Origin of the sequence: Streptomyces sp. NBC_00442 (assembly GCF_036014195.1) — a bacterium.
Lineage (GTDB): Bacteria > Actinomycetota > Actinomycetes > Streptomycetales > Streptomycetaceae > Streptomyces.
The window spans coordinates 6071670-6094133 of the sequence record NZ_CP107918.1; the positions used below are offsets into that span (position 1 = coordinate 6071670).

19 protein-coding genes are annotated in these 22464 nt (G+C 73.1%); 8 read left to right on the forward strand and 11 right to left on the reverse strand.

Going from position 1 to position 22464, the window contains the following annotated elements; genetic code table 11:
- Window positions 1-98 precede the first annotated feature (98 nt).
- The gene (locus OG432_RS27180; RefSeq protein WP_328313591.1) at window positions 99-1547 is read left to right on the forward strand and encodes a hypothetical protein; all 1449 of its coding nucleotides are present in this window, start codon (window positions 99-101) and stop codon (window positions 1545-1547) included.
- Window positions 1548-2033: 486 nt separating this feature from the next.
- Entirely contained in the window at window positions 2034-3617 is a 1584-nt protein-coding gene (locus tag OG432_RS27185) for a TROVE domain-containing protein (RefSeq protein ID WP_328313592.1), read from the forward strand.
- 61 nt (window positions 3618-3678) lie between these two features.
- Here OG432_RS27185 and OG432_RS27190 read toward each other — a convergent pair whose 3' ends face one another.
- The 3 genes from OG432_RS27190 to OG432_RS27200 all read right to left on the reverse strand — a co-directional run bounded on the left by OG432_RS27190 (window position 3679) and on the right by OG432_RS27200 (window position 7093).
- On the reverse strand, window positions 3679-4896 hold the full coding sequence (locus OG432_RS27190; RefSeq protein ID WP_328313593.1) for a beta-ketoacyl-[acyl-carrier-protein] synthase family protein: 1218 nt from the start codon (window positions 4894-4896) through the stop codon (window positions 3679-3681).
- Between the two features lie 107 nt (window positions 4897-5003).
- Window positions 5004-6215: a TerD family protein gene (locus OG432_RS27195; protein ID WP_328313594.1), complete on the reverse strand. Its 1212-nt coding sequence runs from the start codon at window positions 6213-6215 to the stop codon at window positions 5004-5006.
- A 68-nt stretch (window positions 6216-6283) separates the two neighbouring features.
- A complete protein-coding gene (locus OG432_RS27200) occupies window positions 6284-7093 on the reverse strand; it encodes an NAD-dependent epimerase/dehydratase family protein (RefSeq protein ID WP_328313595.1) in 810 nt (269 codons plus the stop codon).
- 313 nt (window positions 7094-7406) lie between these two features.
- Between OG432_RS27200 and OG432_RS27205 the strand changes: the two genes are divergently transcribed.
- Window positions 7407-8396, forward strand: a complete 990-nt coding sequence (locus OG432_RS27205) for a 5-dehydro-4-deoxyglucarate dehydratase (protein ID WP_328313596.1) — start codon at window positions 7407-7409, stop codon at window positions 8394-8396.
- Complete coding sequence (locus OG432_RS27210) at window positions 8393-9547, forward strand: hypothetical protein (RefSeq protein WP_328313597.1); 1155 nt, start codon at window positions 8393-8395, stop codon at window positions 9545-9547. Before OG432_RS27205 ends, OG432_RS27210 begins: the two co-directional genes overlap by 4 nt.
- On the opposite strand, the gene OG432_RS27215 is transcribed toward OG432_RS27210, so the two are convergent.
- Window positions 9465-10781 (reverse strand): MFS transporter, encoded by a 1317-nt coding sequence (locus tag OG432_RS27215; protein WP_328313598.1) that lies wholly within the window; start codon window positions 10779-10781, stop codon window positions 9465-9467. The genes OG432_RS27210 and OG432_RS27215 overlap by 83 nt on opposite strands.
- Window positions 10782-10968: 187 nt before the next feature.
- Here OG432_RS27215 and OG432_RS27220 point away from each other — a divergent pair, with 187 nt between their 5' ends.
- A complete protein-coding gene (locus tag OG432_RS27220; RefSeq protein WP_328313599.1) occupies window positions 10969-11757 on the forward strand; it encodes an HAD family acid phosphatase in 789 nt (262 codons plus the stop codon).
- 76 nt (window positions 11758-11833) lie between these two features.
- Here OG432_RS27220 and OG432_RS27225 read toward each other — a convergent pair whose 3' ends face one another.
- From OG432_RS27225 to OG432_RS27245, 5 genes are all read right to left on the reverse strand, one after another.
- Window positions 11834-13294 (reverse strand): peptidoglycan D,D-transpeptidase FtsI family protein, encoded by a 1461-nt coding sequence (locus OG432_RS27225; protein WP_328313600.1) that lies wholly within the window; start codon window positions 13292-13294, stop codon window positions 11834-11836.
- A gap of 64 nt (window positions 13295-13358) precedes the next feature.
- Window positions 13359-14072: a response regulator transcription factor gene (locus OG432_RS27230; protein WP_328315259.1), complete on the reverse strand. Its 714-nt coding sequence runs from the start codon at window positions 14070-14072 to the stop codon at window positions 13359-13361.
- 38 nt (window positions 14073-14110) lie between these two features.
- The gene (locus OG432_RS27235; protein WP_328313601.1) at window positions 14111-15373 is read right to left on the reverse strand and encodes a sensor histidine kinase; all 1263 of its coding nucleotides are present in this window, start codon (window positions 15371-15373) and stop codon (window positions 14111-14113) included.
- Window positions 15370-15600: a hypothetical protein gene (locus OG432_RS27240; RefSeq protein ID WP_328313602.1), complete on the reverse strand. Its 231-nt coding sequence runs from the start codon at window positions 15598-15600 to the stop codon at window positions 15370-15372. The genes OG432_RS27235 and OG432_RS27240 overlap by 4 nt, the downstream gene beginning before the upstream one ends.
- Window positions 15601-15697: 97 nt before the next feature.
- Complete coding sequence (locus OG432_RS27245; protein ID WP_328313603.1) at window positions 15698-16468, reverse strand: IclR family transcriptional regulator; 771 nt, start codon at window positions 16466-16468, stop codon at window positions 15698-15700.
- Window positions 16469-16629: 161 nt separating this feature from the next.
- Between OG432_RS27245 and OG432_RS27250 the strand changes: the two genes are divergently transcribed.
- The gene (locus OG432_RS27250) at window positions 16630-18159 is read left to right on the forward strand and encodes an aldehyde dehydrogenase (NADP(+)) (RefSeq protein WP_328313604.1); all 1530 of its coding nucleotides are present in this window, start codon (window positions 16630-16632) and stop codon (window positions 18157-18159) included.
- Between the two features lie 82 nt (window positions 18160-18241).
- On the opposite strand, the gene OG432_RS27255 is transcribed toward OG432_RS27250, so the two are convergent.
- Both OG432_RS27255 and OG432_RS27260 read right to left on the reverse strand, forming a co-directional pair.
- Window positions 18242-19060, reverse strand: coding sequence for a MerR family transcriptional regulator (locus tag OG432_RS27255; protein ID WP_328315260.1), 819 nt, complete (start codon window positions 19058-19060; stop codon window positions 18242-18244).
- A gap of 78 nt (window positions 19061-19138) precedes the next feature.
- Entirely contained in the window at window positions 19139-20524 is a 1386-nt protein-coding gene (locus OG432_RS27260; RefSeq protein ID WP_328313605.1) for an MFS transporter, read from the reverse strand.
- Window positions 20525-20594: 70 nt separating this feature from the next.
- Between OG432_RS27260 and OG432_RS27265 the strand changes: the two genes are divergently transcribed.
- A complete protein-coding gene (locus OG432_RS27265; RefSeq protein WP_328313606.1) occupies window positions 20595-21554 on the forward strand; it encodes a GlxA family transcriptional regulator in 960 nt (319 codons plus the stop codon).
- A gap of 54 nt (window positions 21555-21608) precedes the next feature.
- The gene (locus OG432_RS27270) at window positions 21609-22463 is read left to right on the forward strand and encodes a GNAT family N-acetyltransferase (RefSeq protein ID WP_328313607.1); all 855 of its coding nucleotides are present in this window, start codon (window positions 21609-21611) and stop codon (window positions 22461-22463) included.
- Window position 22464 lies beyond the last annotated feature (1 nt).

Genomic DNA, 22464 nt, shown 5'->3' on the forward strand with positions numbered 1-22464 from the left:
GAAACCCGGTGAAATACGTCTACGCTGGGTGCCGCTCGCCCCTCGCTGATCCAGCGCGACCAGAGCCCCCAGACCGTACGGCCGAGGAGTACCCCCAGATGTCCGGAGACCGCCCCACCCTGCCGCCGGTACGGCTGAACTCCGAGGCGGAGCTGGCGCGGGACGCGCTGTCCGCCCCGCTGCTCGCCCGTGCGGCGCGGCTCGCCCGCTGGGCCGGACCCGAAACCCGGGTCGGGGCCGGCGGCGAACTCGTCGAGGAGCAGCTGCCCGCGGCCGCCGCCGAACTCGGCCTGGGCGACGACCAGGACGGCCCGGCCTACGCGAGCGAGGCCTGGCGGGTCGCGGTCGACACTGGGCTCGTCGACATCGAGGACGCCGAGGGCCCCGAGGACGAGGACGCCGAGGGCACTGCCTCCACGGGCGACAACCTGGCCGTTCTCACCTCCGGCTCGCCCCAGGACGTCCTCGCGATCTGGGCCGACGCCTTCGACGTGGTCTTCGCCGACGCCACCGCCCCGATGATCGACGACTTCGCGGACCTGGTCGGCGAGGACGGCGAGATCGACTTCGAGCGCCTCGAATGGGACCCGGAGGAGGAGGCCGAGTTCCTGGAGGGCGTGCTCGGCAACCTGTACCTGCTGACGGTCAGCGAGGGCGGCACTCCCGAAGGCCCCGTGCCGCTGCCCGCGCTCGCCGCCTCGATGATCGTCCCCGACGACATGGGGGAGCCCACCGACGACATCCTGGAGCAGGTCTCCGACGCGATGATGCGCCTCGACGACCAGTTCCGGCTCCTGGAGCCGATCGGACTGGTCGAGTACGAGCCCGTCGACGAGGCCCTGATGGCCGAGGTGGGCGACGAGCCCGCCCCGCCGGTGGACGACGAGGACGTCTCCCGCTACGGAATGGTCCGGCTGACCCCGCTCGGTCTGTACGGCGTGCGCGCCCGGATGCTGGAGGCGGGCGTGGACGCCCCCGCCGTCGGCGACCTGGCGGACAAGGGCGCGGACGCGCTGCTCGACGGCATCGCCTACTTCCCCGAACTGTCGGCCCGCGCCGAGACCGAGCAGTGGCTGTCCCGGCGTGAACCGGCGCAGGCGGCACGAGAGTTGCTCGCCGCGGCCCGGGGCGGCGATGCGGGCGGCCCGCTGCGCAGGCTCCACTGCCAGCAGGCGCTCGCCCTGACGGGGGCCGCCGCGGAGCCCGCCGTGCGCGAGGTGCTGCCCGGCCCCGAACTGGGCGGCCTCGCCCGGGTCTGGCTCGCCGAGCGCGGCGCCCCCGATGTGCCGCCGCCCTCCGAGACGATGATCTTCTGGCTGGCCATCGACACCATCGCCGCCCAACTGGCCGTCGAGGGCGACCTGGAGGAGCTCCAGGAACTCGTCGAGGGTCTCGTCGGCCAGCACAGCGGGTTCTTCGACGCGGCCTGGCGGGTGGAGCACCCGGCGACCGCCGACGTCCTGGAGGCGATGGGACGCCTCCACCCCGACAAGTCCACCGCCAAGGAAGCGCGCAAGGCTGCCTTCAAGGCCCGCTCCCGCGCCTGACCGCGCCGAACCGCGGCCGCACCCGAACCGCGGCCGCACCCGAACCGCGGCCGCACCCGAACCGCGCCCGCACCCGTGCTACGACCTCGCACCGCCGCGAACCGCCCGGTGGCCACACGGCCGCCGGGCGGTGGCGTATCTGGCGCACCGTTACCTGGCGCATCGTCACTTGACGCACCGTCAATTTACCGGCGCCCACGGAAAACACTTGGCGCGCCCCCGCGCCCCGCGCCTATGGTCGTTCTTGTCCAGGTGCGCAGGCAGGACCTACTTCCACTGCTAATGGGGAGGTCGCGGGTTCGAATCCCGCCGCCGGCATCACGTGCCGGTGTAGCTCAGGGGACAGAGCACCAACTGTCGGTTCCGCCGCCCTGATCTCTGGACACCCACACTTCATTCGTTCGTGCACCTCCCGGTGCGCAGGCCACGGCTCCTTCTTCAGCGAAAACCGCCGTTGCCGACTCTGATCTCGGGAGGCCATTCACCATGGCTCGGTTCAACACGCGCGCCGTCAAGGCGCCCGCCTCGTCGCCGGTGGCGACCACCGGCGCCGTCGCCCGCACCCACGAGGGCGGCCCCGGCCACCTGCGCGACGCCAAGTCGGAGCTCTTCCTGCTCGCCGTCGCCAACTTCGTCGCCCAGCGGACGTTCTACGAGAGCGGTGCCGACCGCGACGACCGGTTCGCCGCGCTCGTGCGCCGGCTCGCCGTCGAGGACGCCGAGTGGACCGCGGGCCTGCTCGGCTGGCTGCGCGGCGAGGGCGGCATGCGTACCGCCTCGATCGTCGGCGCCGCCGAGTACGTCAAGGCGCGCCTCGACGCGGGTGTCCAGACCGGCCCCGCCAACCGGCAGGTCGTCGCGTCGGTGCTGCAGCGCCCCGACGAACCCGGCGAGCTGCTCGGATACTGGACCTCGACGTACGGCCGCACCGTTCCCAAGCCCGTGAAGCGCGGGATCGCCGACGCCGTGCGCCGCCTCTACAGCGGCAAGGCGCTCCTCAAGTACGACACCGCGTCGAAGGGGTACCGGTTCGGCGACATCCTCAACCTGGTGCACGCGGCGCCCGATCCGGACAAGCCGTGGCAGGGCGAGCTGTTCCGGTACGCGCTCGACCGCCGGCACAACCCCGGCACGGCGCGGCCGCCCGCCGGCGACCGGGTCCTGAACGCGCACCGGGCGCTGATGGCGGTGCCGGTCGAGGAGCGCCGCGCGGTCGTGCTCGCCCCCGACGCCGCCGAGCGGCTCTCCGAGGCGGGCCTGACGTGGGAGGCGCTCGCGGGCTGGCTCCAGGGGCCGATGGACAAGGCGGCCTGGGAGGCGGTCATCCCGTCGATGGGGCCGATGGCGCTCATACGCAACCTGCGCAACTTCGACGAGGCGGGCGTCTCGGACGAGGTGGCAGCGCGGGTGGCGGCCAAGCTCTGCGACCCCGAAGCCGTCGCGCGGTCACGGCAGTTCCCGTTCCGCTACCTCGCGGCGTACCGGCACGCGCCGTCGCTGCGCTGGGCGTACCCGCTGGAGCGGGCGCTCGGCCACTGTCTCGCCAACGTGCCCGCGCTCGGCGGCCGCACCCTGATCCTGGTCGACCGCTCGGGCTCGATGTGGTCGCCGCTCTCGGAGCGCTCCCAGCTCAACCGTGCCGACGCCGCCGCGGTCTTCGGCACGGCCCTCGCGCTGCGCGCCGACTCGGCGGACCTCGTGCAGTTCGGCTCCGACAGCGCTCCGGTGTCGTACCGGGCGGGCGAGTCCGTCCTGAAGATCCTCGGCCGGTTCGGCGACCTGGGCGGCACCAACACGACGGAGGCGGTCCGCAAGCACTACCGGGGCCACGACCGGGTGCTGATCGTGACGGACGAGCAGATCGCGTACCACCGCCACGGCACCCCGGCGGCGCAGGTCCCCGCGCAGGTGCCCGTCTACACCTGGAACCTCGCGGGGTACCGGGCGGGGCACGGTCCCTCGGGCACCGACAACCGTCATGTCTTCGCGGGCCTCACCGACGCCGCCTTCCGCATGGTGCCGCTGCTCGAAGCGGGACACTCGGCCACCTGGCCGTGGCCGCGCGCCTGACGCCGAGACGCCGAGACGCCGAGACGCCGAGACGCCGAGACGCCGAGACGCCGAGACGCCGTCAGGCGCGTGCCAGGACCAGGCTCACGTTGTGGCCGCCGAATCCGAAGGAATTGGCGAGAGCCGCGTCCCAGGACCCCGAGCGGTTCTCCCCGGCGACCACGTCGAGGGAGACCGCCGGGTCGAGACGGTCCAGGTTGCGGGTCGCCGGCACGGTGCCGTCCCGCAGCGCGAGCAGGGTCGCGATCGCGCCCACCGCGCCGGAGGCGCCCAGCATGTGCCCGGTCATCGACTTGGTGGCCGTGACCACGGGATGCGTGCCGAGCGCCTTGGCCACCGCCTCGGCCTCGGCCAGGTCGCCCGAGGGCGTGGAGGTCGCGTGGGCGTGCACCACGCCGATGTCGGAAGGGGCCAACTCGGCGTTCCGCAGGGCCGATTCGATGGCCCGGACCTGACCGTCCACGTCCGATGCGGTGATGTGGTCCGCGCTGGACGTGACGGCCGCCCCGGCCACCGACCCGTACACCCGCGCCCGCCGGGCCCGCGCGAACCCGGCGCGCTCAAGGACGAGGAGACCCGCGCCCTCGCCCATCACGAAACCGCTGCGGTCCGCGTCGAACGGACGGGACACGGCCCTGGGGTCACCGCCCTCGGTCGACAGCGCCTTCATCTGCGCGAACGCGGCGATCGTGAACGGGTGCAGACAGGCCTCGGTGCCACCGGCCACGACCACGTCGGCCCGCCCCGCGCGGATCAGGTCGAGGCCCATCGCGATCGCCTCGGCGCCGGACGCACAGGCGCTGACCGGGGTGCGGGCCCCGCCCTGCGCGCCGAGTTCCATGGAGACCCAGGCCGCGGGCCCGTTCGGCATGAGCATCGGCACGGCGAACGGGGAGAGCCTGCGGGCTCCGCTCCGCTCGAACGTGTCGTCCTGGCCCAGCGTGGTCAGCACGCCCCCGGTGCCGGTGCCGATCACCACGGCGAGCCGCTCGGGCGCCACCTCCGGGCTGCCCGCGTCCCGCCACGCCTCCCGCGAGGCGATCATCGCGAGTTGTTCACAACGATCAAGCTTGCGGGCCTCGACGCGGGCCAGCAGGGAGACCGGGTCGACGGGCAGGGCGGCGGTCACCCGGACCGGCAGCCCGGCCGCCCACTCCTCCTCGATCGGCCCGGCCCCGGACGCTCCCGCCCGCATGCCATCCCAGGTGGCGGAGGTGTTCGCGCCGAGCGGGGTGATCGCGCCGAGGCCGGTGACGAGTACTTCTCCAAGATCGCTCATGCCTCGACCCTGCCAGCGGGAGCGGCCCGCCGGGAGGGCGCGGACACAGCGATTTGTCCGGGGACTGTTGTTGGGTTCCCACAGCGACCCCGGTGTGAGGGAGGGGGCTACAGCGCCTCCGCCGACGGCTTGACCATGCCGCGTGCCGTGCGGGACTTCACGAAGGACCCGACGCCGGTCATCTCCCACTCGCCGCTGAACTGCTTGATCAGTTTGGCCATGATGACCCCCGTCTGCGGCTCCGCCCCCGTCAGGTCGAACCGCACCAGCTCGGCGCCGCTCGCCGCGTCGATCAGGCGGCAGTACGCCTTGGCGACCTCGGTGAACTTCTGGCCCGTGAAGGAGTTGACGGTGAAGACGAGCCCGGTGGCCTCGGCGGGGATGCGGCCCAGGTCGACCACGATCACCTCGTCGTCGCCCGCGCCCTCGCCCGTCAGGTTGTCGCCCGAGTGCTTGATGGCGCCGTCCAGGATGGAGAGCTTGCCGAAGTAGCAGGTGTCCAGATGGTTGCGCTGCGGCCCGAAGGCGATCACCGATGCGTCCAGGTCGATGTCCTTGCCGCGGAAGGCCGGCTCCCAGCCGAGCCCCATCTTGACCTGGGTCAGCAGCGGGCGGCCGCCCTTGACCAGGGACACCGTCTGGTTCTTCTGGAGGCTGACGCGGCCCTTGTCCAGGTTGATCTTCCCGCTGCCCGCGGGAGGCGACGGGGGAGCGGCGGGCGCGGCAGGAGCGGCCGGGGTCTGCGGCGCCGGCGCGGCGACGCGCGGGTCGGCCGGAGGGGCGGACGGCACGGGGGGCGCGGCGGCGGGCGCGGCGGGCTCTTCGACGGTGACGCCGAAGTCGGTGGCGATCCCGGCCAGGCCGTTGGCGTATCCCTGGCCCACCGCGCGGGCCTTCCACGCACCGCCGCGCAGATAGATCTCCATGACCACCAGCGCCGTCTCGCTGCCCAGTTGGGGCGGCGTGAAGGAGGCGATCACGCCGCCGTCGTCCGCGCTGCGCAGGGTGGCGGTGGGCTCGATGCCCCGGAAGGTCTGGCCCTCCGCGTCCGGACTCGCGGTCACCACGATCTTCTCGATGCCCGGCGGCACCGCCGACGTGTCCACCGTGATCGCGTCGGGCGCGGTGCCGCCGCCGGAGCGGTGGGTGACACCGGGGCCCTGCGGCTGGTTGTAGAAGATGAAGTCGTCGTCCGAGCGCACCTTGCCATCGGCGGTGAGCAGCAGGCCCGAGACGTCGAGCCGCACGGGGGCGGTGACGTCGACCGTCACGCGGGCGGTCGGGAGCGGGAGGTTCGAGCCGGGGGTCATTGCGGTCATGCCCCGGAAACGAGCGGCGCCGCTTTACGGTTCCTTGAACCTCGGCCGAATGTCGTGGCCCGCGCCCGTCAGCGCGGCCAGATCGGCGGCTCCGTGACGAAGTGACCGCCGAGACGGGCGTGCTCGGGCCTGTCCGGGTCGAGTTCGCCCTGTGCGGCGACGAGCGCGGCCGCGTACCGCTCGGAGTCGTCCCGCGGCTCGTAACCCAGCGCCCGCGCCGACGAGAGGTCCCACCACAGGCGGGTGTTCGCGGAGGATCCGTACACCACGCTGTGCCCGACCCGCTCGGCGGTGAGCGCGGCGTGGAAGAGCCGGGCCCCGTCCTCCGGACTCAGCCAGATCGACAGCATCCGTACGGAGGCCGGCTCGGCGAAGCAGGATCCGATGCGGACCGAGACGGTCTCCAGGCCGTGCTTGTCCCAGTACAGCTGCGCGAGATCCTCACCGAACGCCTTGGACAGGCCGTAGAAGGTGTCGGGGCGGTGCGGGGTCGCGACCGGAATCAGCGGGTCGGTGCCCCGCGGGCGGGGGGTGAAGCCGACCGCATGGTTGGAGGAGGCGAACACGACCCGCCGCACGCCTTCCTCGCGCGCCGCCTCGTAGAGGTTGTACGTGCCTTCGATGTTGGCGCGAAGGATCTTGTCGAAGGACGCTTCGAGGGAGATTCCCGCGAGGTGGAGGACCGCGTCGGCCCCGCGGACGGCCCCGCGCAGCGCGTCCTTGTCCGCCAGGTCGGCGGTGATCGCATCCGGTTCGCCGGGGATCGGCGCCATGTCCAGGAGTCTGAGCCGGTATCCGTACGCCGGGAGCAGCCCGCGCATCAGGGTGCCGAGCCCGCCGGCGGCGCCGGTGAGCAGGACGGTGCGGGGTGCGGGCATGGGCTCTCCTCGGGGTGCGGGGCGGTCCGGAGACGCACCGGACGGATAGCGGCTGATGCATCCGTGGACGTGATTCACATCTGTGGACACGCTAAGGAGCGCGGCCGAACCGCGTCAAGCGACGCGCGGCGGCGCCCAATTCGCCCGTGTTCCCGGGCCGTTCGGCTTGACCCCCGCCCGACGGCCGGCCTAGCGTGCGTATGTTCAGAGATATGGACGACAGTCAGAACTGTGCACACCGGTATGCGCCGGTGCACGCCGGTGCGCGTCGGTGCGCGCCTGTGCACGACGGTCCTCGCCCAGGGAGCAGCCCGTGACCTCAGCCCCGCTCGCCGCCCGTCTCACCCGCGTCAGCGGTCCGCTGTTCTTCCCCGTGACCGCGTACGCACCGGACAGCAGCCTCGACCTCGGCGTCTTCCGCGCGCATGTGCGGCAGGGGATCGAGGCCGGCGCGGCCGCGGTGTTCGCCTGCTGCGGCACGGGGGAGTTCCACGCCCTGACCCCGCAGGAGTTCCGGGCCTGTGTCGCGGCCGCCGTCGAGGAGAGCGCGGGGCGGGTCCCCGTGGTGGCCGGCGCCGGATACGGCACCGCCCTCGCCGTGCAGTACGCCCGGCTCGCCGAGGAGGGGGGCGCCGACGGGCTGCTCGCGATGCCGCCCTACCTCGTCGTCGCCGACCAGGCCGGTCTGCTCGCCCACTACAGCGAACTGGCCGCGTCGACCCGGCTCGACGTCATCGTCTACCAGCGCGACAACGCCGTCCTCACCCCCGAGACCGCCGTCGCGCTCGCCCGCGTCGACGGCGTCATCGGCTTCAAGGACGGTCTGGGAGACCTCGACCTGATGCAGCGCATCGTCAGCGCCGTACGGTCGGCGGGGCTCGACCCGCTCTACTTCAACGGCCTCCCCACCGCCGAACTCACCGGCCTCGCCTACCGGGGCATCGGCATCACCCTGTACTCCTCGGCCGTCTTCTGCTTCGCCCCCGACATCGCGCTGGCCTTCCACCACGCCCTCGCATCGGGCGACGACGAGCTCGCCAACCGGCTGCTCGACGGCTTCTTCGTGCCGCTCGTGGAGCTGCGCAACCAGGGCCGCGGGTACGCCGTTTCGCTGGTCAAGGCGGGGGTGCGGCTCGGCGGGCTCGACGTGGGCGAGGTCCGGCCCCCGCTGAGCGAGCCGGACGCCGACCACATCGAGCAGCTGGCCGTGCTGATCGAACGGGGCCGGGCACTGCTGCCCGCCGCCGAGCCGGGCGGGCCGGCGGAGTCCGGGGGCGCCGGGGGCGGCGGGGCGGCCGAGTGAAGGCGTCCGCGTTCCTCTATCCCTGGGACGTCGTGGGCGATCCGGACGCCCCGGCCCGCATCGCGGACCTCGGCGTCGGCCAGGTCACGCTCGCCTCCGCCTACCACTCCACCCGCGCCCTGACGCCGCGCCATCCCCGCCACCGCGTCGTCACGGCCGAGCACGCGGCCCTGCTGTACCCGCCGGACGAACCGTACTGGCGGGGCAGGGAGTTGAGGCCCCACGCCGCGGGTTCCTGGGCGCCCGGTGACGCCTTCGGCCGGGCCGCACAGGCGCTGGCGGCGGCCGGTCTGGACGTCCACTCCTGGGTGGTGCTCGCCCACAACTCCCGGCTCGGGGCCGATCACCCCGAGACCTCCGTGGTCAACGCGTACGGCGACCGCTACCCCTGGGCTCCCTGTATCGCCCAGCCCCGGGTCCGGGCCCACCTCGTCGCCCTCGCCGCGGAGGCGGCCGTCCGTCCCGGCGCCTCGGGCACCGAACTCGAATCCTGCGGCTGGTACGGACTGGCCCATCTGCACGCCCACGACAAGATCGCGGGCGTGGCGCTCGACGGCACCGCGCAGTACCTGATGTCGCTGTGCTTCTGTTCCTCCTGTGCGCAGGGATACGCCCAGGTCGGTCTGGACATGCGTGAGTTGAAGGACCGGGTGCGGCGGGCGCTGGAGCCGGTGTGGCGGGGCGGGCCGGCCGCGGACCCGCTCGTGGAGGCGGGCGGGGAACTGCTCGCGGCGACCCTGGCCTTCCGTACGCGCGTCGCCCGCGAGCTCCAGGAGTCGGCCGTAGCGGCGGTACGGGAGCGGGCCGGCGCGGGGTTCCAGGTGCTGCTGCACGCGGATCCGCGGCCCGATCGGTGCGGGGCCGACGCGGGGGCCGACCCGGCGCACGTCCTCGGCGTGGCGGACGGCGTCGTGGTGCCCTGCGCGGCCGGGCCGGAACTCCTGGACCCGTTCGCGGCATGCGCCGCCCCCGGCGCCGTGCTCGCGGCCAACCTGACCGTGGTGTCGGGGATGGGCGGTCGGCCCGAGGCGCTGGCGGACGACGCCGCCCGCGCCGCGGCGCACGGGGCTACTCAACTGCGCCTGTATCACGCGGGGTTGGCATCGGATACGGACCTGGAGCGGATCCGCCGGTCGGGGGCGCTGGGGTAGCCGGCTCGCGGGATGGAGCCAGGAGAAGCCACCCCGCGACCACCAGCCCCACCGCCCCCGTCACCGGCAGCATCACCCGGTGGTCCACCACCGCGACGAGCCCCGAACCCAGCGCGAGGGCCACCGCGTTCGGGGCGAACAGGAGCGTGTTCGCCGTGGCCGACACCCGCCCCACCAGATGTGCCGGGGTCTCGCGCTGCACCGATGTCAGCGACGCGATCAGCACGCACGGCAGGCCCGCCCCCACCGCGAAGGCGCAGCCGAACGCCACCGCGTCGCCGGGAACCGCCCGCAGACAGACCGCGGACGCGAACACCCCGGCGCCCAGGGCGCCGAAGACCCGGGCCGGCAGCCGGCGCAGCAACGGCCCGGACAGCACCCCGACGCAGACCGATCCCGCGCCCTGCACGGCGTACAGGACCCCGATGAACCCCGGCGCGTGGCCAAGACCCTTGTCGACCACCGCGTACGACGCCGAACTGATCAGGCTCGCGAGGAACAGCGTCGCGGCGCCGGCGAGCACCAGGGGGCGCAGGACCGCTGAGCCCCACAAGTGGCGCACGCCCGCCTTCGTTTCGGCCATCAGGGCCGTGGCCGTGGCCGGCGGCTCCGCCGTCCCCCGCTTTCCCGGCCGTGCGCGCGGCTCGTCCGACCGGACCAGCGAGAAGACGCCCGCGGCCAGGAGGAAGGTGCCCGCGTCGAGGAGGGCGACCGCCGGGCCGCCGAAGCGGGCGTAGCGCCCGGCGCCGGTGAGCGGAGCGAGGAGCTTCATGCCCTCGTTGGCCGTCATCCGCAGCCCGTTGAAGTCGCCGAGCAACTCCGCGTCGAGCGTGGTGGCGACCAGGGCCGCCTCGGCCGCGTCCTGCACCACGCCGTTCACTCCGTACAGCACGAGGACGGCGAAGAGCAGCCAGATCCGTGCGGGGGCGTCGGCGGCCACGAGCAGCGGGAGCAGAGCGGTCATCGTCAGATTGGCCGCCACCAGGAGCGGGCGGCGGCGCACCCGGTCGGCGACGGTGCCGAGCACCGGGCCCGCCATCGACGGCAGCCACAGCGCGCACGCCGTGAGCGCCGCCAGACCGTCCGATCCGGTGAGCGACTTGACCCAGATCCCGGAGGTCAGCCACATCGCGGACGACCCGAAGCCCGAGACGACCACACCGGTCAGGAAGAGCGCGGCGTTCCGGTCGCGCAGGACGCGGACGACCGCCGTGCCGTGGAGATGCCTGTTCACGGCGCCCATCGTGGCCACCGGACGGGCCCCCGCGGATCGGGCGGATTGCCTACGGGAACACGGGCCGCCTACCTATCCGAACGCCGACACCGGGCACCCGCCGTGAAACCCCGTCAAGGACACGGTGCGGCAAAGATTTCGGCATTTCCCCTGGCGGGGCGCGTGTGATGCGCGTAGACAAGCGGCCATGCGCATTCTCACCAAAGCCGCGGCGACGACCGCTGCCCTCTCCCTCACCGGTGCCGCCTTCTACGGCGTTGGTGCGGCCTCGGCCGACAACGCCACCCCGAAGTCGGACCGGGAGATCCCCAACATCACCAAGGTCGAAGACAAGATCAACGCGTACTACGGCGGGACGGCCGACGCCTCCGGCGCCTACCAGGCCTCGCCCAAGAGCAACTACGCCAAGCAGGTCGCCGACATCGAGGCGCGCGCCAAGCGGCAGATCAAGCACGCCGCCGAGCACCCGGGGCGGGACGGCCGTAAGCCCGCCATCGTGCTCGACGTCGACGACACGACGCTGCTGACGTACGACTACGAGAAGAAGAACGGCTTCGCCTACAACGCGGCCGCCTTCGACGCCTACGTACAGAGCGCCCGGTCCATCGCCGTGTTCGGCATGCCGGACCTCGTCAACTACGCGGCCAGGAACGGCGTCACGGTCTTCTTCCTCACCGGCCGCGACGCCTCGCAGCGCACCGCGAGCGCCGTCAACCTCACCAAGGCGGGCTACGACGTGCCGGTCGACGCCGCGCACTTCTTCCTCAAGGACAAGGCCAACCCGCCGGCGTACCTGAGCTGCGCGAAGCCCTCCTGGACCTGCTCGACCGTCGACTACAAGGCGGGCACCCGCAAGCACATCGAGTCGCTCGGCTACACCATCGTCGCCAACCTCGGCGACCAGTACACCGACCTCTCGGGCGGCCACGCCGACAACACCTACAAGATCCCCAACCCGATGTACTTCCTGCCGTAACCGGCGGACCGCCCCCGCACGAGCGACCGGTCCGGTGCGCGCGCCGTCCGTGCGCGCACCGGACCGGGACCGCGGGTCACGAGGAGGCCAGCGCGGCCTTCATCATGGCCTGGGCCACCGGGCCCGCCAGGCCGTTGCCGCTGACCTCGGTGCGCTCGGCGTCGGAATCCTGGATGACCACGGCGACCGCGACCTCCTTGCCGGTCCTCGGGTCCTTGGCGAACGAGGTGAACCAGGCGTACGGCTTCTTGGAGTTGTTCACCCCGTGCTGCGCCGTGCCCGTCTTGGCGCCGACTTCGAGGCCGGGCGTCTTCGCGTTGGACGCCGTGCCGTCGGTGACCACCGAGACCATCGCGCCGTACATCGCCCGCGCCGTCTTCGACGACATGATCCGCTTCCCGTCGGAGTCCGCGTACGACTGCAGCGTGCTCCCCTTGGAGTCCGTCACCTTGGACACCATGTGCGGCGAGGACATCACGCCATCGTTGGCAATGGCGGCCGACACCATGGCCATCTGCATCGGCGTCGCGGTCACATCGAACTGCCCGATGCCCGACAGCGCCGTCGACGACTTGTCCATGTCCTTCGGATACACACTCGTGGCCGCGCGGACCGGCACGTCCAGGGCGGCGTCGTTGAAGCCGAACTTCTCGGCCATCGCCCGCACCTTGTCCTGCCCCAGGTCCACGGCCATCTTGCCGAACACGTTGTTGCAGGAGTATTCGAGCGCCACACGGATCGAGGCGTTCTCGCACGGCGCGGAGGCCGACTCGTTGCGCAGGTCCGTCGTCGTGCCCGGCATCCGGTACGGGTTGGGGCTGTCGGTCCTGGCGTCGATGTCCGGGTAGAGGCCGGCCTCCAGCGCCGCCGACGCCACCACCAGCTTGAACGTGGACCCCGGCGCGAGCGGCTGGCGCAGCGCCCGGTTGAGCATCGGCTGGCTCTTGTCCTCCGACAGCTGCTTCCACGCGTCGCCGTCCGCCGACGACGACCCGGCGATCTTCGACGGATCGTACGACGGCGTGGAGACCATGCCGAGGATGCGCCCGGTCTTCGGATCCATCGCGACCGCCGCGCCCTCCTTGGTGCCGAGCGCACGGTAACCGGCCTTCTGCACGGCCGGGTCGATGGTGGTCAGCACATCGCCGCCGGCCCCGCGCTGCCCGGTGAGCGCGCCGAAGGGGTTCTGCATGCGCGGGTCGCTGCCGGCGAGGACCTTGGAGTAGATCCCCTCCAGCTGCGTCGAGCCGAACACCTGTGACGCGAAGCCGGTGACGGGCGCGTACATCGGTCCGTCCTTGTAGCCGCGCCGGTAGGCGAGGTCGCCGCTCTTCGTCCTTTCCGAATCGGTGACCGGGGATCCGGCCACGATGATGTCCCCGAGCGGCTGCGCGTACTCCGCGATGGTGTTCCGCCGGTTCAGCTTGTCGTCCGCGAGGGCCTGGCCTTTGTAGAACTGCACATAGGTGGCTCGTCCGAGGAGGGCGAGCACCATCAGCAGACAGAAGACCGAGGCGCGCCTGATTGTCTTGTTCATCCCATACGCACGACGGACGGGACCGGGCGCGGGGTTCCTGCCGGCCGGGTTTCTCAGAAAACCTTCATCGGGGCCGCGCGGGTGGCACGGGCCGCACGAACCCCGACTCGTACGCCGCGATCACCGCCTGGGTGCGGTCACGGGTGCCCGTCTTGGCCAGGACCGAGGCGACATGGGTCTTGACCGTGGCCGGGCCCACGCCCATCCGCCCGGCGATCTCGGCGTTGGTGAGCCCCGTCGTCATCAGCCGCAGCACCTGCGCCTCCCGCTCGGTCAGACGGGCCGCCCACGGCGCCGGGAGCGGCGTGGGGCAGTGCCGGGCCGCCAGCTCGCGCAGCCGGGCGGGGAAGAGGAGCGAGTCGCTGCGCGCCACCAGGCGGACCGCCTGGATCAGTTCCTCGGCGGCGGCCCGCTTCAACAAGAACCCCGAGGCGCCCGCGCGCAGCGCGTCGTACACGTAGCTGTCGTTCTCGAACGTCGTCACCACGACGATCCTGGGCGGCGCCGCCATGGACGCCAGGATCTGTTCGGTGGCGCGGATGCCGTCGACCTCGGGCATCCGTACGTCCATCAGGACCACGTCGGGACGCGTGGCGCGCACGACCGGGATCGCCCCGGCGCCGGTGGTGGCCTCGCCGACGACCTCCAGGTCGGGCTCGGCGTCGAGGATCACCCGCAGCGCCGTGCGCACCATCCGCTCGTCGTCCGCGACGACCACGCGGATCGTGCCGCCCGCCACGCGGCGCGTGTCGCCGCCCCGCCGGCTCGGGTCGGCCATGGCACGGCTCGGGTCGTCCACCGTGCGGCTCGTGTCGTTCACCGTGCGGCTCGGGCCGGTCGTCGCGCGCCACCGAGCGGAAGGCGTGCACGGAGCCGCCACACGCCGCCCTCGGAGCCCGCCGTGGCGTGCCCGCCAAGAAGGGCGGCCCGTTCGGCCATGCCGCGCAGACCACGGCCGCCGCCGGGACGCACCACCGGCGCCGCCCCGGACGCGGGGTTCTCCATCACCATCTCCAACTCTCCGTCGGCGACCGCGACATGCAGGGTCACCGTACGACCGGTTCCGTGCCGCACCGCGTTGCTCAGCCCCTCCTGGACGATCCGGTACGCCTCACGCGAGACCAGCTCGGGCACCGCCCCCGGATCGCCCCGCACGCAGTACGCGACCTCCAGGCCGGTGCGGATCAGCAGATCATCGAGGGCGTGGAGGCCGGGAGCGGTCGGGCCGGGACCGGCGAGGTCGGCGCCGTCCTGGCGCAACAGACCGAGGACGGCGTCGAGTTCGCCCACCGTATGCCGGGCGGTCTCCTCGATCGCGGTCAGCGCCTCCCGTGCGAACGCGCGGTCGTCGTCGAGGACGCGACGCGCCGCGCCCGCCTGGAGGGTCACGGCACTCAGGGCGTGGCCCACGGAGTCGTGGAGCTCCCGCGCGAGCCGGTTGCGTACGGCCAGCTCCGTCGCGCGCCGCTCCGCCGCGGCCAGCCGGTCGGCGGGGGTGGGCCCGAGCAGGACCGGAGCGAGCCGCGCCAGCAGCGCACCGGCCGCCGCCGAGCACGCCGCGAGCCCGAGCAGCAGCACGATCCCGGCGAACGGCGCGAGCGCGACGCCCCAGCCGGTGGCGAGGGGCCCGAATGCGTCGTACGGGGTGTGGCGCAGGCCCGGGAAGACGGGCAGTGCCATCAGGAGCACCGCGAACGGGGGCAGAGCCAGGCTCATTCCGCTCAGGATCCCGCCGGCCGTGACGTGCAGCGTGTACCAGGCGGCCGCGCGCAGCCGGGCGTCCCACGAGCGGGAGGGCCGGTCGGCGAGCGCCGCCGGGTCCACCCCGCACAGCGTCCGGACGCCGAACACGAGCAGCGGCCGCGCGATCGGCACCAGCGCGGTCACGGCGGGGAAGGGGAGCGCGACGGCGAGCGTGACGAGCGGGAGAGGGAACGAGCCGAAGGGGCTGACATCGGGCCGGCCGACGGAGGCGACGATGACCGTGCCGACCAGGAAGTACGGCATCAACAGGGCCCCGCCGATGACCAGATGGACCCAGCGGCGCCGGGCCCGTGCGCCGAACAGGGCGCGTATCACAGGGCGTCGCCGGGGCCCGCGGGGACGTTCGTGTGCCGGGAGCGCGCTGCGAGGAAGCGGGCGCCCGGGGCGACCACGGCCGGACCGGTGACCATGGGGACAGCGTAGGTGAGGTTCATCGCAGGGGTGGGCCGGCCCGCGGCGCCGGACACGGCGGACGCGAGCCGGAGCGGGCCGCCCCAGCAGGCGGTGGCCGCCGAACCCGGCCGGGTGGGAGCAGGCGGCACCGTCGCTGTCGTCGTTCGTCCGCGGTCCGGTGGAGGATGGCCGCTCAGGTCCCCGCACCCCTTTGGCAACCGGCGTCGCGGGGGTGCCTGGCCCGGGTCAGAGGCGGCGGGTGGCCAGGGTCAGGCGGTCCCGGGCGTCCAACAGGGCGTCCTTCACCGTCTGTTCGTGGGCCGGGGTCAGGCGGGCCACCGGCACCGAGCAGCTGATCGCGTCGCGTGCCGGGGTGCGGTACGGGATCGCCACGCCGAAGCAGCGCAGTCCGAGCGTGTTCTCCTCGCGGTCCACGGCGTAACCCTGCTCGCGGACGAGGTGCAGCTCCTCGATGAGCTTTTCGCGGTCGGTGATCGTGTGCTCGGTGAGCTGCTGGAGCGTCTCCGGGAGCAGCTTGCGCACCTGCTCGTCGCTGTGGGTGGCGAGCAGCGCCTTGCCGAGCGACGTCGAGTGCGCGGGCAGCCGACGGCCGACGCGGGTGAAGGGGCGCAGATAGTGCTGGGACTGGCGGGTGGCGAGATAGACGACGTTGGTGCCGTCGAGCCGGGCGAGGTGAATGGTCTCGGTCGTGTCGTCCGAGAGCCGGTCCAGGGTGGGGCGGGCCGCCGCCACCACCTCGTCGCCGTCGATGTAGGAGGTGCCCACCAGCAGGGCCCGCACACCGATCCCGTACCGGGTGCCGGTGGCGTCGGTCTCCACCCAGCCGAGCTCCACCAGGGTGCGGAGCAGCATGTAGAGGCTGGACTTGGGGTAGCCGACCGCCTCCTGCACGGCGGCCAGGGAGTGCATTCCGGGCCGTCCCGCGAAATACTCCAGCAACTCCACGGTCCGCACCGCGGACTTGACCTGTGCTCCACCCGAATCGGCAGCCGACATCCCGTACCCCGCTTCTTCTCGCCGAGGCTTCTTGCCAAGGCGGAACGCCCGTTAATAGAGTCCCAGCATATTGAGCATATTCAGCATCGGGAACTCTGTTCAGAATACCGAACAAGTCCTGGTGGGCGGCAGCAGCGGACCGGCAGTGGAAGGACAACGCGGTGAGCACAGCAGCACCAGTCTGGAGTGTCGACCCCCGAACGGGGAAGCCGCGTGAAGAGGTTGCGGTCGAAGCCACACCCGAGGAGGTCGACCAGGCGGTCCGGGCGGCACGCGCCACGCTCGGGGCGCTGGCGGACCTGAGCGTACGCGCCGTCTTCCTGCGGGCCGCGGCGGACCTCCTGGACGCGTCCGCCGCTCACGTGGTGGAGGCCGCCGACGCCGAGACGGCGCTCGGCCCCGTCCGCCTCACCGGTGAACTGGCGCGAACCACGGCCCAGTTGAGGGCGTTCGCCGAGGCCGTCGAGGACGGGTCCTTCCTCGACATACGGATCGACCACGCCGACCCGTCCCGGACCCCGCCGTGGCCGGACCTGCGACGGACCAAGATCCCGCTCGGGGTCGTCGCCGTCTACTCGGCCTCCAACTTCCCGCTCGCCTTCTCCGTGCCCGGCGGCGACACCGCCAGCGCGCTCGCGGCCGGCTGCCCGGTCGTCGTCAAGGCGCACCCCGACCACCCGGCCACCTCCGAGCTCTGTGTCTCGCTGCTGCGCCGCGCGGCCGCCCAGGTGGGGCTGCCCGAGGACGTCGTCGTCCTCGTGCACGGCTTCACCGCGGGCGTCGAGCTCGTACGCCATCCGCTGGTGTCGGCCGCCGGGTTCACCGGCTCGGTGCGCGGCGGGCGCGCCCTGTTCGACGCGGCGGCGTCGCGCCCCGTGCCCATCCCCTTCCACGGCGAGCTCGGCTCCCTCAACCCCGTCGTGGTGACGGCGGCCGCCGCCGAGGAGCGGGGCGAGGGGATCGGGGCCGGGCTCGGCGCATCGATGACCATGGGCGTCGGCCAGTTCTGCACCAAGCCCGGCTTCGTCCTCGCACCCGGGGGCGCGGCGGGCGACGCCCTGCTCAAGGCGCTCACCGCGGCCGTCAGCGACACCGACGCCGGGGTCATGCTCGACCACCGGATGCGGGACGCGTTCGTCGCCGGGGTCGCCGAGCGGGCCGCGCTGCCCGGAGTCGAGGCCCCGGTCACCCCCGGCGCGGGCGGCGAACACACGGTGAGCGGCGGCTTCCTGACCGTACCGGCCGCGCTGCTCGCCGAGGAGGGCGCGCACGACCTGCTCCTGGAGGAGTGCTTCGGGCCGGTCACCGTCGTCGCGCGGTACGCGGACGAGTCCGAGATCGGCGCGGTGCTCTCGCGTCTGCCCGGCAACCTCACCGCCACGCTCCAGCTCTCCGGCGCCGAGGCGCGGGGCGAGGGGGGCGGCGCCCAACTCATCGCGGAGCTGACCCAGTTGGCGGGCCGCGTCCTGGTCGACGGCTGGCCCACCGGTGTCGCGGTCGCCCCCGCCCAGCACCACGGCGGCCCCTACCCGGCGACGACCTCCACCTCCACCTCGGTGGGCGCCACCGCCGTGGAACGCTGGCTGCGTCCGGTCACCTACCAGAGCACCCCCGAGGCCCTGCTCCCGCCGGAGCTGCGCGACGGCAACCCGCTGGGGCTGCCGCGGCGGGTGAACGGCACGCCGGGGTAGCGGCGGGCCGGCGGGGGCCGCTCGCGCCGTTCCCCGCGCCCCCGGCGGGGCCGGTGCCGGGGGCGCGGGCGTCCCCGGCCCGTCAGGCGATCGGCTCCTGGAGTTCCGTCACCCACTGCGCCGTGTCCGCCGGACACTCCAGATTGACCTCGCGCGGATAGCCCACCGAACGGTGCCCGTGCGCGTCGATCCAGCGCGCCAGGCTCTGGGCGGTCGGCAGTACCGAGTCCATCGAGCCGCGGTGCACGACGGTCGCCGCCCGCTCGACGGCGGGCAGGTCGTGCACCCGCAGCCCGTCCACGTCCCGCGGCGCCGCCGAGACCTGGACACCTGCGTGCACGACGATCGCGCCGCCACCTCCCGGTGCGTCCTCGTAATAGGCGATGCCCGGTCCGGTCGGGGCGATCCCGGCCTCCTCCAGGCGCCGGAAGAGTTCCTCGTAGAGCGGCCGGATCACGGGGGAGATGTCCCCGGGCTCGTAGCCGGCGGCGGTGGCGCTCAGTTCGGCCACCCGTACCGCGGGCAGATTCTTCAGTACGACGTCGTGGACGGGCATGTGACCCTCACTCTCGATCGACCGGAGCCTCGCCTCGACCTGGATCAGTCGTGCCCGCGCCGCCGCCACGGCGTCCTCCAGCTCGGAGCGCCGCAGGCGCAGCATGCCACGCAGTTCCTCGGTGTCCAGCGTGTCGTCCAGGATCTCGCCCACCTGCTGGAGGGTGAAGCCGAGGTCCTTCAGGGCGATCACGCGGTTGAGGCGGGCGAGCTGGGCGGCGGTGTAGAAGCGGTAGCCGGTGGCGGGGTCGACGTGGGCGGGGCGCAGCAGTCCCGTCGCGTCGTAGTGACGCAGCATGCGGACCGATACGCGGCCGTGCCGGGCGAAGTCTCCGATGGTGAACATGATGGCTCCGAGTTCACGGCCTGACACGGTGTGAGGGTCAAGGACCCACGACGACGACTTTCGACGACTTACGGGAACCTACGCCAGATCCTTCCGCGTCCGCAGTGTGGCCAGGGCGGACACGGCGAACAGGGCGGCCGAGGCCAGCAGGCTGACGCGCAGCCCCGGCACGAACCCGGCGCCGCCCGCCACCAGCGAGCCGAACACCGCGATGCTGAGGGCTCCGGCGACCTGCCGGCCCGCGTTGAGCACCCCGGCCGCGAGTCCGGCCCGTTCCGGTGGCAGCGCCTCCATCATCGCGGCGGTCAGCGCGGGCACCGAGAGGCCGCAGCCCAGCGCGAGGGGGACCATCAGGAACGCGGCGAGCAGCGTCGGGGTGTTCCCGTCGACGAGCAGCAGTGCCAACAGGCCCGCCAGGGCCGTGAGTTGACCCATCAGCATCGGGATGCGCGGCCCGAACCGGTTCGACAGTTTGCCGGACAGTACGTTCATGACGGGGATCAGCACCGTCATCGGCAGGAACATCAGCCCGGCGGTCAGCGCGGATTCGCCGCGCACCCGCTGGAAGTAGAGGCTGAAGACGAAGACGACACCGTAGAAGGCGACGCTGGCCGCGGCGCCCGCGCCGATGGAGACGGTCACCGCCCGGCTGCGGAACAGACCGAGCGGCACCACCGGATGCGCCGCCCGCCGCTCGACCAGCCGGAACGCGACCCCCGCGGTCAGCGCGACCACCCCCGCCGCGATGCGTACCGCGCCCTGCTCGATCACCGCGAAGGCGAGCGCGGCCAGCGCCACGGCGGCCGTCAGCTGGCCCGGCAGGTCGAGCGGGGCGGGGCGGCGTGCGGCGCGCGGGGCGCGGGTGGTCAGGGCCAGGGCCGCGACTCCGAGCGGCAGGTTGACGAAGAAGATCCCCCGCCAGTCCCAGACGGTGGTCAGCGCGCCGCCCGCGACCGGGCCGAGCGCGACGGCGACCGAACCGCCGGCCGCCCAGAGCGCCACCGCCCTGGCCCTGCGCGCCGGATCCGGGTAGGCCTGGCGCACCAGGGCGAGGGAGGCGGGCAGCACCACCGCGGCGGCCACGCCCTGCACCACCCGCGCACCGATGAGCACACCGAGGTCCGGTGCGAGACCGCAGGCGGCCGAGGCCAGAGTGAAGACGACGATGCCGAGCGCGTACGCCTTCGCCGGGCCGATCCGGTCGGCGAACGCCCCGGTCGAGAGCATGAGCGCGGCGAACGCGAGCGTGTAGGCGTCCACCACCCACTGGAGGCCCGACATGCCGCCGCCGAGGTCGCCGCCGATCGCGGGCAGCGCCACGTTCACCACGGAGGCGTCCAGAGTGATCAGGGCGAATCCGAGCAGGGCGGCGGCGAGGGTGAGCACGGGGGAGGACCCCCGCGCCGGCTTCCGGCTCAACTCGTGCTCGGCGAATGCGGGTTGGAGCGTGGCATTGGTTGGCATGCCCTCAGCCTGGCGAGTGCGGGCCGCGTACAGTAGTGGCCCGAATGCCATACGTCCGGAGGTTCTGGCCATGCCGCTGCACCGGGTCGCGGTCGTCGCGCCCTCGCCCGTCTCGATGTTCAACCTGGCCATCCCGGAACTGCTCTTCGCGAAGGTGGAGATCGACGGCGGCCCCGGGTACGAGGTGGTCGTGTGCACCCCCGAGCCCGGCCCGGTCGCCACCACCGGCGGCCTCGACCTGTACGTGGCCCGGGGCCTGGACGCGGTGGAGGACGCCGACACGGTGCTGGTCGCCGGGACGGGGCAGCGCTACGAGGTGGACCCCCGTACGGTGAGCGCCGTCGCGGCGGCGGCCGCCCGGGGCGTGCGTATCGCGTCCATCTGCAGCGGCGCGTTCGTGCTCGCCGAGGCGGGACTGCTCGACGGGCGCAGCGCCACCACGTACTGGGAGCTCGCCGAGGAGCTGCGCAGACGCTATCCGGCGCTCGACCTCAAGGGCGACGTCCTGTACGTGCAGGACGGCAATGTGATGACCTCCTCCGGGTACGCCGCAGGGATCGACCTGTGTCTGCACATCATCCGCACCGACTACGGCGCCGCCGTCGCCAACGCGGTGGCCCGCCAGGCCCTGGTCGCACCGGTGCGGCCGGGCGGCCAGACCCAGTTCACCCAGACCCCGCTGCCCGCCGAGCGGGGCGTGGTCTGCGCGGACACCCGGGGCTGGGCCATGCGCAACCTCGACAAACCTCTCACCCTCACCGACCTGGCCCGGCACGCGGGCGTCAGTGTGCGCACCCTGACCCGCCGCTTCCACGCCGAGAGCGGCGTGAGCCCGCTCCAGTGGCTCCTGCACCAGCGCATCGAGCGGGCCAAGGAACTCCTGGAGACGACCTCCCTCGCGATGGACCGGGTCGCCGCGTCCAGCGGCCTGGGCAGCGCGGACTCCCTACGCACCCACATCACCCGCCGCACCGGCCTCACCCCGAGCGCCTACCGGGCGACCTTCAGCCGACTGGCGGCGGCGGGCTGAGGGACGCAAAAAACCGCGTGCTGCCGATGCCGCGGCAGGATCACCATGGGCGCCATGACGTGGCATCTGACCGACGACATCGAGATGTTCCGCAAGGCTGCCGGCGGGTTGTTGGCGGCGGACCCGGCCCGCTCGTCCGTGCTCCTGACCGTCTCGGAGACAGCCCGTGCCGGGGTGTGGCCGGAGATCCGCTCGGGATGGTGGGTCTGCGGTGGGACGGTTGCCGGGGCCTTCCTGCAAACGCCGCCCTTCCCGCCGCTGCTCGGCCCCATGCCCCCGGAAGCTGCCCGTGAGCTGGCAGGGGAGCTGCGCGGGATCTCGCCGACGGGCGTCAACGGCGTCAACGGGGAGAGCGACGCCGCGCTCGCTTTCGGACGGGCCTGGGGGCCTTACGAGGTGGAGCGCGCGGAGCGGCTGTTCGGCCTGGCCGAGCTGACCGGGCCGACGTCGGTCGCGGGGCGGGCCAGGATCGCGGCGATGGCGGATCTGCCGCTCCTGACGGCGTGGCTGGAAGCCTTCTCGACGGAGGCGGGTCTCTCGTCCGGCCAGCACGTCGGCGAACTCGCCGCCCGTCGGATCGCCGCCGGTCAACTGGTTCTCTGGGAGGCCGAGGCCGAGGGACCGGTTTCCCTGGCAGCCACCTCCGCGGTACTGGCCGGCCACGCCCGGATCGGCCCCGTCTACACGCCGCCCGAGCTGCGAGGCCACGGTTACGCGGCGGCGGCCACATCCGCCGCGACGCGGCTGGCCCAGGGCCGTGGCGCCGGTCACGTGGTGCTCTTCACGGATCTCGCCAACCCGACCAGCAACGCGCTCTACCAACGGCTCGGCTATCGGCGCCTCCGGGATCACCTGTCGCTGACCTTCACGGACCGGGTCCCCGTCGGACGGCGGCCGGAGCGCCGGTAGG

What these genes read in the sequence shown, in the direction of transcription:
- OG432_RS27245 (WP_328313603.1), bottom strand. Translation starts at nt 16,468, where the DNA reads ATGTCGGCTGCCGATTCGGGTGGAGCACAGGTCAAGTCCGCGGTGCGG.
- OG432_RS27190 (WP_328313593.1), bottom strand. Translation starts at nt 4,896, where the DNA reads ATGAGCGATCTTGGAGAAGTACTCGTCACCGGCCTCGGCGCGATCACC.
- OG432_RS27195 (WP_328313594.1), bottom strand. Translation starts at nt 6,215, where the DNA reads ATGACCGCAATGACCCCCGGCTCGAACCTCCCGCTCCCGACCGCCCGC.
- OG432_RS27220 (WP_328313599.1), top strand. Translation starts at nt 10,969, where the DNA reads ATGCGCATTCTCACCAAAGCCGCGGCGACGACCGCTGCCCTCTCCCTC.
- OG432_RS27225 (WP_328313600.1), bottom strand. Translation starts at nt 13,294, where the DNA reads ATGAACAAGACAATCAGGCGCGCCTCGGTCTTCTGTCTGCTGATGGTG.
- OG432_RS27255 (WP_328315260.1), bottom strand. Translation starts at nt 19,060, where the DNA reads ATGTTCACCATCGGAGACTTCGCCCGGCACGGCCGCGTATCGGTCCGC.
- OG432_RS27230 (WP_328315259.1), bottom strand. Translation starts at nt 14,072, where the DNA reads ATGGCCGACCCGAGCCGGCGGGGCGGCGACACGCGCCGCGTGGCGGGC.
- OG432_RS27260 (WP_328313605.1), bottom strand. Translation starts at nt 20,524, where the DNA reads ATGCCAACCAATGCCACGCTCCAACCCGCATTCGCCGAGCACGAGTTG.
- OG432_RS27200 (WP_328313595.1), bottom strand. Translation starts at nt 7,093, where the DNA reads ATGCCCGCACCCCGCACCGTCCTGCTCACCGGCGCCGCCGGCGGGCTC.
- OG432_RS27265 (WP_328313606.1), top strand. Translation starts at nt 20,595, where the DNA reads ATGCCGCTGCACCGGGTCGCGGTCGTCGCGCCCTCGCCCGTCTCGATG.
- OG432_RS27180 (WP_328313591.1), top strand. Translation starts at nt 99, where the DNA reads ATGTCCGGAGACCGCCCCACCCTGCCGCCGGTACGGCTGAACTCCGAG.
- OG432_RS27270 (WP_328313607.1), top strand. Translation starts at nt 21,609, where the DNA reads ATGACGTGGCATCTGACCGACGACATCGAGATGTTCCGCAAGGCTGCC.
- OG432_RS27185 (WP_328313592.1), top strand. Translation starts at nt 2,034, where the DNA reads ATGGCTCGGTTCAACACGCGCGCCGTCAAGGCGCCCGCCTCGTCGCCG.